This is a genomic window from Halorarum halophilum, from assembly GCF_013401515.1.
GTDB classification, from domain to species: Archaea; Halobacteriota; Halobacteria; order Halobacteriales; family Haloferacaceae; genus Halorarum; species Halorarum halophilum.
In genome coordinates this window covers 252283-263745 of sequence record NZ_CP058530.1, presented here as the reverse complement: position 1 = coordinate 263745, position 11463 = coordinate 252283, and the positions used below count along the sequence as shown (strand labels likewise).

Annotated in this window: 8 protein-coding genes; 3 read left to right on the top strand and 5 right to left on the bottom strand. The window is 70.3% G+C overall.

Annotated features, from left to right (window positions below; translation table 11 throughout):
* Window positions 1–188 precede the first annotated feature (188 nt).
* The 4 genes from HUG10_RS19535 to HUG10_RS19520 all read right to left on the bottom strand — a co-directional run bounded on the left by HUG10_RS19535 (window position 189) and on the right by HUG10_RS19520 (window position 6191).
* Window positions 189–773: a metal-dependent hydrolase gene (locus tag HUG10_RS19535; protein WP_179171370.1), complete on the bottom strand. Its 585-nt coding sequence runs from the start codon at window positions 771–773 to the stop codon at window positions 189–191.
* Between the two features lie 2 nt (window positions 774–775).
* Complete coding sequence (locus tag HUG10_RS19530; RefSeq protein ID WP_179171369.1) at window positions 776–1834, bottom strand: DUF1616 domain-containing protein; 1059 nt, start codon at window positions 1832–1834, stop codon at window positions 776–778.
* A gap of 213 nt (window positions 1835–2047) precedes the next feature.
* Window positions 2048–3412, bottom strand: a complete 1365-nt coding sequence (locus tag HUG10_RS19525) for an MBL fold metallo-hydrolase (protein WP_179171368.1) — start codon at window positions 3410–3412, stop codon at window positions 2048–2050.
* A gap of 139 nt (window positions 3413–3551) precedes the next feature.
* Complete coding sequence (locus HUG10_RS19520) at window positions 3552–6191, bottom strand: PKD domain-containing protein (protein ID WP_179171367.1); 2640 nt, start codon at window positions 6189–6191, stop codon at window positions 3552–3554.
* A gap of 237 nt (window positions 6192–6428) precedes the next feature.
* Here HUG10_RS19520 and HUG10_RS19515 point away from each other — a divergent pair, with 237 nt between their 5' ends.
* Both HUG10_RS19515 and HUG10_RS19510 read left to right on the top strand, forming a co-directional pair.
* Complete coding sequence (locus HUG10_RS19515) at window positions 6429–7652, top strand: glycosyltransferase family 2 protein (protein ID WP_179171366.1); 1224 nt, start codon at window positions 6429–6431, stop codon at window positions 7650–7652.
* Window positions 7653–7908: 256 nt separating this feature from the next.
* Window positions 7909–9144 (top strand): carboxylate--amine ligase, encoded by a 1236-nt coding sequence (locus HUG10_RS19510; RefSeq protein WP_179171365.1) that lies wholly within the window; start codon window positions 7909–7911, stop codon window positions 9142–9144.
* Between the two features lie 75 nt (window positions 9145–9219).
* Here the strand turns inward: HUG10_RS19510 and HUG10_RS19505 are convergent, their stop codons facing one another.
* Window positions 9220–9867 carry an acyltransferase gene (locus HUG10_RS19505; protein WP_179171364.1) on the bottom strand — a complete coding sequence of 216 codons (648 nt, stop codon included), beginning with the start codon at window positions 9865–9867 and terminating at the stop codon, window positions 9220–9222.
* 231 nt (window positions 9868–10098) lie between these two features.
* Here HUG10_RS19505 and glmM point away from each other — a divergent pair, with 231 nt between their 5' ends.
* Window positions 10099–11451 (top strand): phosphoglucosamine mutase, encoded by a 1353-nt coding sequence (gene glmM, locus HUG10_RS19500; protein WP_179171363.1) that lies wholly within the window; start codon window positions 10099–10101, stop codon window positions 11449–11451.
* The last annotated feature ends 12 nt before the right edge of the window (window positions 11452–11463 follow it).

The following is an 11463-nucleotide window of genomic DNA, read 5'->3' as shown; positions in this document are numbered from 1 at the left end:
CAGATGGCGACGAGTTCCGTTCGCGGGTTACGCGAGAGCCCGGAGAGATGGATCCCCGAGACGGTGCCGCCGCCGACGACTGCGGTTCGCAGTGTCATCGGCCTTCCCTGCCGGGCGTTCGGGCATTGTTATAGACAACCTCCGCGGGGTTGGGACGTGCTTAACGCCCGACACGGGCCGAGTGCTGCTCACTCGCGCTCGGGCGTGGCCCCCGGACGGACGGCGTCGAAGAGCGGTCGGACGCCGGGCATCCCGTCCCAGACCCACACGAGGAACGCGAGGAGGACCAGCGACCCGTCGAACAGGAGGTACGCCGTCCCGCGTGGCGTGAGCAGGAACACGACGAAGTCCATCACCAGCTCCTGGAGGTGCGGGAGCCCCTCCGGCGGCCCCTCGTCCGCGGCCGGGATCAGCGGCCAGAGGAGGAAGCCGAACCTGAGTTCGCCCTTGACGACGAACGGGTAGAGCACGTCGCCACCGAGGTGCGAGAGGTAGCCGAGCGCGAACGCCGGCCCGACCCGCGGCGCCCTGGCGAGCAGCCCGGCGGCACTCACGCCGAGGATGGCGGGCGCCGCGAACAGGAACGAGTGGGCCATCGACCGGCCCGAGGGGAGGACGCCGAACCCCCATGCGAGGGGCTTGTCGATGAGGTCGGGCATCTGCGTCGCGAGCACGAGCGCCAGCACGGGAAGGGTCCGCGGCGTCCGTCCGGCGAGGTGCGCCAGCAGGGAGTACAGCAGGTACCCCACGGCGAGATGTTCCCACGGCCACATCGTCAGGCGTCCCCGGGAGCCCGCGGCGACTGGAGGGCAGCCGATTCGGTGGCGTTCCCCTGGCCGACGTCGATCCAGAGGTAGAGGTGCTGTTCGGGGACGGCGTCGGACGAGTCGGCCGGCGCGTCGCCGGTGTAGACGTAGTAGCTGAGCCGGAGGTCTTCGCCCCGCATCGACGGCGTGACGGTGTGCGGGTGGCGGGCGGTCGTCCCGGGCGGCGCCGTCATCGAGAACCGGTTGAGCTCCTGCCGCTCGACGACGGAGAAGTTGTCGCCGGAGCCGCGAACCCGCTCGAGCGCGACCACGGCGGTGTACGTTCGCTCGACGTCCTCCTCGTTCTCGACGGTGAGGACCAGCGGGGCCGACTCGCCCTGGGCGAACTCGGTGGTGTAGTTGGCCGCGACGAGGTCCTCCCCGTCCTCGGTCAGGAGCGCCGCCTCGGTGTGCCCTCCGCCCTCCGGCGGCGCGACGAGCCCGTACGCCAGCCCGGTCAGCGCCGCGACCACCGCGACGAGGAGGACCGCGTTCAGCAGGGCGCCGCGGCGGGTCGGGGCCGCGACGATCGCATCGTAGAGTGACTCCCCCGTCCGCCGGACCGGGAGCTGGAGCCGCTCTCCGGGGGGTAACTGGAGCCGCCTGAGCACGCCGACGACGCTTCCGAGCACCGTGACGGCCGCGAGACAGAGGGTGATGGGCACGGGGTCGAGCGGAACGCGGGCGATCGAGAGCAGGACGGCCAGCAGCGGGATGAGCGCGAGGCTCGCGGCGAACGAGATCGCCGCGCGTTCGCCCCAGGAGATCCCCTCGCGGTTCAGGGCCGTGGCGCGTTCGCTCGTGGTTCCGGTGGCTCGCCAGCGACCCGGGTACAGCACGGCCAGGAGCGAGTACCCCGGGAGGAACAGGAGCAGCGGGAGCACGAGCAGGGCGCGGAGCTCGCCGACGATGCCGCCCGGCCTCGAGAGCACGAGCGTCACGATCGCCACGGTGTAGAGGACGACGAGCGGCACGTCGAGCGGTATCGTCCGTCCCTCGGCCCGCGCGCGCCCTTCCAGCGTCGTCATCGTTCCCCCGGTCGGGGATACCCACGACGCGCCCGGACGGGCGCCTGGCGGTCGGACCCGCGCCGAGCTGTCACTGCGTGCTGTTCCCCGACCAGACGGGCCCGCCGCCGCGACTGGCACGGACCCCCGAGTGCCGTCGAGCAAACCATCGAATCGGTTTCCCGGAGTGGTGACGCGCCCATTGTTATAGAGCTGATACCGGCCGTGCGGGTCTCACGCGTGGAGGAAGCTCATCGAGTAGTACAGCGGGCGCTCGTAGATGTCCGGCTCCTTCTCGAAGCCGATGTGCGAGCCGATCTGCGCGTTGTTGAAGTGGGCGTACTTCGGCCCGCGGAGGATTCGGTGGAGCAGGCGCGGGTCCATGTTCATGCGGACGTACCCCTCCTCGATGCGCCGCGACTCGAACTCCGAGATGAGCTCCCAGCCGTCGCCCTCCATCGAGAGGGCCGCGACCGTGTCGTCGACCAGTTCGAGCAGGACGGTCGTCTCGCTCTCCCACTCGATGCCGCGGCGCTTCTCGTCGAAGTGCTCGTAGGCCTCGTCGAGCAGCTCCTCGAAGTCCTCGACGGTCGGCATCTCGTCCTCCTCGTGCGGGAAGGTGACCTCCGAGAGCTCGTTCTGGATGTACTGGAGCTTCCGGGTCGGGTCGACCGGGGTGTACGGCGCCGACTGTTCGCCGGTCTCGACGTCGAACCACTCGCCGCTGTTGACGAGCACGGGCTCGGAGTGGTCGGGTTCGACGGTGTCGCTCGTGGCGAAGTGCTCGAACGCCTCCTTGCGGCTGGGCGAGGCGACGTACTCGTTCCGGTCCGTCAGCGCCCCCGAGAGCGTGTAGTCGCCCGCGAACGGCATGACGTACCGGGGTTCGAGGGTGTTGATGAACCCCTCGGCGTCCCGGTACATCTCCTGGATGACCTCCTCGCGGGCCTCGCGCTTCTCCGCCGCGGTGTAATCGTCCATGCACTGCGGGTAGAAGTTGGCCGCCGAGTACTGCATGAGCAGCATGTCGATGTCGCCGTACCGGTCGTTCACGACGTGGCAGGCGCGCTCGGAGAGGGGCCACCGGCAGTCGTTGGCGTTGACGAGCACCGACTCCCCGTTGTCGAAGATGCCCATCGAGTCGATCTGGGTGGAGCCGTCGGTGGTGCGGTCCGACGAGGAGTCCATCCACCAGCCGCAGCCGAAGTAGTTGCCGCAGACCTCCGGGTCGCAGTCGTCGGCCCCGAGGATGTTGATGTGGAGGTCCCCGCCGAGGTGCGTCCGCTCGTCGTGGGGGAGCTCGATCGCCTCGAACCCCAGCCGCTCGACGTTCTGGCGGAGGAAGTCGCTCGCGTAGTCGTGGATGAGCACCGGCGTGTCCGTGTCGAGTCGCTGCATCGTCTCGCGGTGGAAGTGGTCCGGGTGGATGTGCGAGACGTAGATGTAGTCCACGTCGACGTCCTCGGGTTCGAGCGCCGGCTCCGGGTAGTGGGCCCAGGAGCCGTAGAACGCGCCGTCGAGCATCCAGGGGTCACACAGCACTGACGTGTCGCCGTCCTCGACGATGACGGTCGAGGACTTCACATGTCGGAGTCGCATGGCAGTGAGTGAGGCAGAGACCCCCTTTGTTATCCTGAGAGCAGGGGCCCGACGGCTCCGATTTGGCTCGGCTTTCCAAACGGCGCACGAAGTTGCAGATCGCCTACCGCGGAAAACTACCGCCGAATCGGGGGCGGTGTCAGCGCTCGCGACGGGCGACCGCCGCCGCGGCGCACACGAGCAGCGCGAGGACGGCGACGACGGCGGTGAACCCGGGCGTCGCCGTCTTCGTCGACCCGGCGGACGCCGTCGGGTCGTCGCCGCTCGCCTCGCGGACCTCGACCGTGACGTCGTGTCCGGCGACGCTCGCGGTGTAGGTCCCGGGGGCGGTCACCTGGCGCGCGAACGAGACGGTCCGCCGCTCGCCCGGCGGCACGGACACCGTCCTGGCGTCGACGACCTCGCCGAACATCCGCAGCTGGAGCTCCATCGAGCCCTCGGCCTGGCCGGCGTTGTGCACGGTGGCGTTGACGCGAACCGGCTCGTTCGTCGTCACCGCCTCGTCGCTCGCGGACACGTCCGTGACCGAGAGGTCGGCCGTCCGGGGACGCACCCGCACCTCGGTCCGCCTGTCGGTGTCGAGTTCGACCGTGTAGTTGCCGGGCTCCGCGAACCGGTGCGTGAAGGAGACAGTCGCGTTCTCGCCGGGCGAGAGGCGGACGGTCTCGGTGGCCACGGTCGTCCCGTCCACCTCGAACTCCACGTCCTTCGTGCCGGCGCCGTCGCCGGTGTTGGTGACCGTGGTCGAGAACGTCGCGTTCCCGCCAGCGACGAGGTCCGTCGTCGTCGCGTTCACCGCGCTCAGCTCGTAGGCGGGTTCGGGGTCGGGTGCCGGCTGGCCGCCGCCGCCACCACCGCCACCTCCACCGCCTCCGCCGTTACTCGGCGGGGCGCCGTCGTTCCCGTCGTCGCCGTTCCCGCCGCTCGGCGGCGGCGAGCCGCCGCTGTTCCCGCCGTTCCCGTCGTCCTCGGCGACGGTCACCTCGGTCGTCGTCGACGCGGTCGCGCCGTCGGTGGCGTTCACGGTGAGCGTGACGTTGTAGGTGCCCGGCTCGTCGTAGGAGTGGTTCGCCGTCACGCCCGTCGCGTTCGTGCCGTCGCCGAACTCCCACCGGTAGTCGACGATCCCGTCCACGGGCGTCGAGGCGCCGGCGTCGAAGGTCACGGTGTCGTTGGGCGCGACGTCGGTCGCGGAGGCGTCGATGGCCGCCGAGAGCTCGGCCCGCTCGGACACGGTCACCGTCGCGGTGGCGTTCGCGGTCCCGCCGTCGCCGTCGGCGACGGTGACCGTCGGCGTGTACTCCCCGGCCGTCGCGTACGCGTGGTCGTAGGTCGGTTCGGTCGTGGTCTCGTCGACCGTCCCGTCGCCGTCGACGTCCCAGCGGTACTCGGCGACGTCGTCCGCCGGCGTCGATCCGGAGGCGTCCAGCGTCACGGACTGGTTCACCTCCGCCTCGGACCGGACGGAGAGGTCGGCCGAGAGCGGCTCGTTGGTCCCCGCCTCCTCGATCGTCAGGGTCCTCGTCACCGAGTCGGTCTCGTTCGCGGCGTCCACGACGGTGAGGGTCACGGTCGCCTCGCCGGCGGTCTCGAACGGGTGCTGGATCACCGTCGCCTCGGTGTTCCTGTCCACCGTCCCGTCGTCGTCGAAGTCCCACCGGTACTCGACGATCCCCTCGTCGTCCGTGGACTCCCTCGCGTCGAACTCGACGGACTCGTTCACGGTCGCGTTCTCGGGGGCGGTGAACGACGCGGTCGGCGGCGCGTTCGCGGCCGCTTCGACCTCGACCTCGGTGGAGGCGGTGTCCGTGTTGCCGGCGTCGTCCTCGACGGTGAGCGTGACGTTGTAGGTGCCCGACTCATCGTAGGTGTGGTTCGCCGTCACGCCCGTCGCGCTCGTGCCGTCGCCGAGGTCCCACCGGTATTCCACGATCTCACCGTCGGGCGTCGACCCCGAGCCGTCGAAGGTGATCTCCTCGCCGGTGCCCGTCGTGTCGGGCGCGTCGATGTTCGCCGTGGGGCCCTCGGCCGGGGCGCAGGAACCGGCGGAGATGGACACCTCCTGGTCGAGTTCGAGCTCGCCGGCCGTCTCGCCGCCCTCCCCCTTCACCTTCCAGGCGTCGACCCGGTACTCGTCCGTGCCGGAGTAGGGCCAGCTGCCCCACTCGTCGGCCTCCTCGTTGTACGCGGGGTCGATCGTGATCGTGTCGAAGTCGTCGCTCTCGAGTCCGCGGAAGGCGACGCCGTCGGTCCGGTTGTCCGAGTACATCCAGTCGATGTCCGCGGTCGAATCCCCGTTCGAGTACCCGAACTCGTCGTCCTGGGTCCCGTTCTGGTAGTAGTCGTCCTGGACGGCCATCTCCCCGTCCTGTGGGAGCCCGGAGACCGACCAGGAGACGGTGCTCCCCCCGTCCCCGTCACCGGTGCGGTCGTGGACGACGACGAGGCTCGTCCCCTCGGAGCCCTCGTAGAAGAACATCGAGGAGACGCCCGTCTCCTGGTAGTCGTCGGTGCCGAAGGAGCTGTACGTTCTCGAGGAGGGGTCGGTTTCGGGGGTCCGATAGTCGTAGAACTCCTCGACCGTCATGCTCCCGTCGCCGGCCGGCTCGACGGTGAAACAGGTCCCCCCCTGCTCGACCGCGATAGTGGACGGCGCGTTCGCGGCCGCGGGCTGTACGAACAGTACGAGGCCAGGGACGGCGGTGATCGCACTCGCGGCGACGAGCACCACGAGCGTGACCGCTGTCGTCCGTGTGCCTGCGGAGTCGTTCCCGGACATTACGTTCCCCGTGCCCGACGGTAAGGCTTTGTTATGGAGCCATTGTCCCCCGCGAGCGGCCGATTCAGCCGCGTTCTCGGCCGAAACCGATCGTATCGACGTTTCCGCGGGTAATCCCGGCTTGCGAGTCGTTCGGCGCGAACCGTCGACCGGCCGCCCTCCGGCGGCAGGAGCCGGATAACAATACCGCCGGTCGGTCAAGGCGGCCATGAACCGCCGGGTTTCCCGGCGACGACCATGTACCGAGGACACACAGTCGGGGTCGCTATCCCGGCATACAACGAGGAGGGGTTCGTCGGCAGAACGCTCGAACGCGTGCCGTCGTTCGTGGACCGGGTGTACGTCGTCGACGACGCGTCGACCGACGGCACCTGGGCGGAGATCACCGAGACGGCCGAACGGCTCAACGAGGCGTACGACCCCCCCGACGACGGGCCGAATCGGTTCTCGAAGCGCGTGGTCCCCATCCAGCACGAGGAGAACCGCGGCGTCGGGGGCGCCATCAAGACGGGCTACCAGCGCGCACGCGAGGAGGAGATCGACGTGACGACCGTCATGGGCGGGGACGACCAGATGGAGCCGGAGATGCTCGACCGGCTGCTCGACCCGATCGTCGAGGGGCGCGCGGACTACACCAAGGGGAACCGCTTCCTGAACCGGACCGACCGGGAGGACATGCCCGCGTTCCGCTTCGTCGGCAACGCCATCCTCTCCGGGCTGACGAAGGTCGCCAGCGGCTACTGGGAGACCGGCGACCCCCAGAGCGGCTATACCGCCATCTCGCTCGAGGCACTGAACCGCGCGGACATCGACGGGATGTACGAGTTCTACGGCTACTGCAACGACCTGCTCGTCAAGCTGAACGTCGCCGGGTTGCGCGTCGTCGACGTGCCGCGGCCGGTCACCTACGGCGAGGAGGAGAGCGACATCAACTACGTGACGTACATCCCGAAGGTGTCGGGGATGCTGCTCCGGAACTTCCTCTGGCGCCTGCGCACGAAGTACCTCCTGTTCGACTTCCACCCGCTCGTGATCGGCTACGCGGTCGGCGTGCTCGCGACGCTCGCCGGGGCGGCTGCGACCCTCGCCGGCGTCCTGGGGAACGACGACGGACCCGTCGCGAAGATCGACTCGAACGACTCGTCGATCGTCCTCTGGCTCGTGGGGATCGTCTCGATCCTCTGGGCGATGACGCTCGACATGAAGGCGAACGCGTCGCTGAACGACGTCGACCGCCGGACCGACGCCGCCCGCGGCGATCTCGGGGATCCCGATACCGACGACCGCGAGGTCCGGGCGGACCCCGACGTGCGGTCGATCAGCGAGGCGGGGTCCGACCGCGAGGTCGGCCGGTCCCGCGGCGAGCGTGCCGGTGACAGCCGGGCCGTCCAGGGCAGACCGACTGGCGGACCGGGTGCCAACGGAAACCGGGGGACGATCGACGCGACGGACGGGAAGTAAACCGGGCGTACTTCCGTTGCAGTCCGAAATTCACCGAAACTATCCCGGCCAACTCTCGACGATTTACGGCGCCCGGACGGTCGCCCACCCCCGGTACGATTGGCCTACGCTTCCGTCCCGAACGCCGGCCCGCGGCGGTCCTCGAAGTGTTTTTTCGGTTACAGTTGCGTCTAACTAACCCGTACGCCCCCCGCGTACGAGCCCCGCGACTACGCTGGCTATTACTTCAAACCCGTCCGCCCACTGTTCCCAACGCATGTCAGAACCGGCGGACTGCGACGGCTCCCGCGTGCTCGTCCTCGACGCCGACGGGCAGGCGTCGCTGAGTGTCATCCGCTCGCTGGCACGTCGTGGGGTGTCGGTCACGGCCGGGAGCGAACACCGGCGGTCGCTCGGGGCCCTGTCGCGTCACTCGGACGCGTCGATGCGGTACCCGCGCCCGGCGGACGACCCGGGCGCGTTTCGGGACAGGCTCGTCTCGTACCTCGAGGCGACCGACCACTTCGCCGTCGTCCCGACGAGCGACGCGACCTCCGCGGTCGTCTCGCGGTACAAGCCCGACCTCGCCGACACCGGCACCGCCGTCGGCGTCGAGGACTGGGAGCGGTTCGAGCGGGCCTACGACAAGCGCCGGACGTTCGCGCTCGCCGAGGACCTCGACGTCCCGACCCCCGAGACCGTCGCGCCGGACTCGCTCGCCGACGTCGAACGCATCGCCGAGGATCTCACCTACCCCGTCGTCGTGAAGTCGCGCAGCAAGCACGTCTGGACCGACGAGGGGGAGCTGGTCGAGCACCTCGTCGGGGACGACGACTACGCGGGCGGGCCGGCGGAGCTCGTCGCCACGTACCGGCGGCTGCTCGAGCGGAACGAGGAGTTCCGCGACCGGCCGCCGCTGATCCAGGAGTACGTCGACGGGCGGACCGTCACGACCGTCGGCGTCGCCGAGGAGGGTGACCTCCTCGCACACTTCCAGGAACTTCGGCTGCGAACGACCCCCGTGTCGGGCGGGGCGTCGACGCTCATCCGGGGCATCTGCGAGCCCGTCATGGCCGACTACGCCGCCGAGGTGCTCGACGCGCTGGAGTGGACCGGCCCCGCCCAGGTCGAGTTCATGTGGACGCCCGACGGCGAGTTCTACCTCGTCGAGGTGAACGGCCGGTACTGGGGGTCGACCCCCCTCGCGGTGGCCTCGGGCGTTGACGTGCCCTGGCTCCACTACTGCCAGCTCGACGGCTACTCGCCGTCGATGCCGGAGACGTACCGGACCGACGTCGTCCAGCAGCGGCTCATGTACGGCGACCTGAAGTGGCTCCACGAGCAGCTCGGCGACGGCAACGTCCTGGCCGTCGGGCCGTTCCTCGTCGCGCTCGTCCGGAACGAGCAGGTGTTCTTCTCGGCGTCCGACCCCCTCCCCACCGTCGCCTCGCTCGCGCAGGCGGCCGGGCTCCTCACCGACCGTCTGCGGGAGTCGATCGACCTCGGGGAGTGACACTGGCGGACGGGAGAGCGGCGTAGTGAACGGGAGAGCGACGGACCGGTAACCGACGAACCGACGACCGACCGGTCAGTCCACACCGTACTCGGCCGCGAGGTCGTCCGTGAGCACGTCGGCGTACGACGCCGCGAGGTCGGCGGCCGTCCCGTCGTCCAGGTGCGACTTGAACTGGCGGACCCTCGCGGGGGCCCCGGTGGCGATGGCGTGGGGCGGGAGGTCGTCGGTCACGACCGCGTTCGCCCCGACGACCGTGTCGTCGCCGATCTCCGTCCCCTCGGTGACGAACGTGAACGCCCCGATCCAGCAGTGGTCGCCGATCGCCACGTCGCCCTCCCGCACGTCGAGGTGGTCGTTCCGGTTCTTCGCGCGGCTCATGTCCTGGTCGGCGACGCGGTTCTGCGTGTAACAGAAGACGAAGTGGCTCACGGCGGTGTTCGCGCCGATGCGAACCTCGTTCCCCCCTTTCGACTGGATCCGGGTGTGTCGACCGACGTAGGAGTCGGCCCCCAGCACGATGTCGCCGTCGCCGTACAGCGTGATGCCGGGACCGTTGAACTTGAACGAGGGAGCGACGTCGTACCGGTCGCGGTAGTTCGCGTATCGGCCGCGCTTGCGCGCCGCCTGGACGAACGTCCCGAGCGCACCCGTCACTCCGTTGAACAGCAGTCGCCCGGCGTGCTGGTTCGAGACTATCGCTCGTTCGAGTTGCCTGATCATGATGTGATCCGGTGCGGACCGATGGCGGTTCCCAACCGTTCGCGTCATCCGCTCGGACGTGCTTAGTTAGCGACGGCGTTCCGCGCCGAAACTGTCCGACACGGTCGGGACGGAGGACGGTCACGGGTCCGAACGGACGGGGCTCGACCCGAGGACGGGCCGTCGGCGACTGGCGTGCAAGGGTCGGGATACACGGCCCATAACTAACACCGAACTGGGCCACCAACGCCCATGTTCGGAACGAGCGGTATCAGGGGTGCGGTCGGGGACGAGGTCACCGCGACGACCGCGCTCGAGGTCGGCCGAGCGCTCGCCTCCGGCGGCGCGAACCGCGTCGTCGTCGGTCGCGACCCGCGCGAGAGCGGACGGATGCTCACGAGGGCGCTCGTCGCGGGGCTCACGGAGTGTGGCACCGACGTCGTCAGGCTCGGGGAGGTGCCCACGCCGACGGTCGCGCGGGGGATCGACTGGTACGACGCGGACGCCGGCGTCGTGGTCACGGCATCGCACAACCCCCCGGCCGACAACGGGCTGAAGCTGTGGGACGAGTCCGGTGCGGCGTACGTCGGCCCCCGGCAGGACGCGGTGGCCGAGCGCATCGAGTCGGGCGAGTTCGACCTCGCCCCCTGGGACGGCGTCGGCGACGCCTCCCGGGCGGACGACGCCGCGGAGCGACACGTCGAGGCGCTCGTCGAGGCCGGCGCCCCGCTCGACGGGCTCACCGTCGCCGTCGACCCCGGCAACGGGAGCGGCCGGCTAACCGCGACCGCGCTCCACCGGCTGGGCGCGGACGTGGAGACGCTGAACGCCGAACCGGACGGCTCCTTCCCGGCGCGCCCGAGCGAGCCGACCGCGGAGCACTGCCGGTCGCTCTGCCTGTTCACCGGGAGCACCGACGCCGACCTCGGCATCGCCCACGACGGGGACGCGGACCGGATGATGGCGGTGACGGCGTCGGGCGAGTTCGTACCGGGCGATCACTTGCTCGCGCTGTTCGGGCGGGACGCGGTCGAGCCCGGCGAGCGCGTCGCCGCCCCCCTCAACACCAGCATGACGGTCCGGCGCGCGCTCCAGGACATAGGCGCTTCGCTCACGCTCACGGCCGTCGGCGACGGCCACGTCGCCGAGCGCACCGCGGACCGCTCGGTCGCGTTCGGCGGCGAGCCGTCGGGCGCCTGGATCTGGCCGGACGAGGCCCGGTGTCCCGACGGCCCGCTGGCGGCGGTGAAGCTCGCCTCGATGGTGGCCGCGCGCGGCCCGCTCGCCGACCAGCTCTCGACGATCGAGACGACGCCGCTGCGCCGCGAGAGCGTCTCCGTCGAGCGCAACGACGAGGTCGTCGCCGAGGTCGTCGAGGCGATCCGGGATCGGTACGACGCCGTCACCGACATCGACGGCGTCCGGGTCGACCTGGACGACGGCTGGTTCCTCGTGCGCGCGAGCGGCACCCAGCCGCTCGTCCGCATCACCGCGGAGGCGGAGAACGCCGACCGCACCGCGGAGCTGTTCGAGCGCGCCCGCGAGCACGTCGGCGAGGCGGTGGCCGCGCTCGACGCCGGCCCCGCCGGCGCCCCCGAGGCGTAGGCGACCCCTGGG

Coding starts and splice junctions, on each gene's coding strand:
- HUG10_RS19535 (WP_179171370.1), bottom strand. CDS start 773: ATGTGGCCGTGGGAACATCTCGCCGTGGGGTACCTGCTGTACTCCCTG.
- HUG10_RS19530 (WP_179171369.1), bottom strand. CDS start 1,834: ATGACGACGCTGGAAGGGCGCGCGCGGGCCGAGGGACGGACGATACCG.
- HUG10_RS19525 (WP_179171368.1), bottom strand. CDS start 3,412: ATGCGACTCCGACATGTGAAGTCCTCGACCGTCATCGTCGAGGACGGC.
- HUG10_RS19520 (WP_179171367.1), bottom strand. CDS start 6,191: ATGTCCGGGAACGACTCCGCAGGCACACGGACGACAGCGGTCACGCTC.
- HUG10_RS19515 (WP_179171366.1), top strand. CDS start 6,429: ATGTACCGAGGACACACAGTCGGGGTCGCTATCCCGGCATACAACGAG.
- HUG10_RS19510 (WP_179171365.1), top strand. CDS start 7,909: ATGTCAGAACCGGCGGACTGCGACGGCTCCCGCGTGCTCGTCCTCGAC.
- HUG10_RS19505 (WP_179171364.1), bottom strand. CDS start 9,867: ATGATCAGGCAACTCGAACGAGCGATAGTCTCGAACCAGCACGCCGGG.
- glmM (WP_179171363.1), top strand. CDS start 10,099: ATGTTCGGAACGAGCGGTATCAGGGGTGCGGTCGGGGACGAGGTCACC.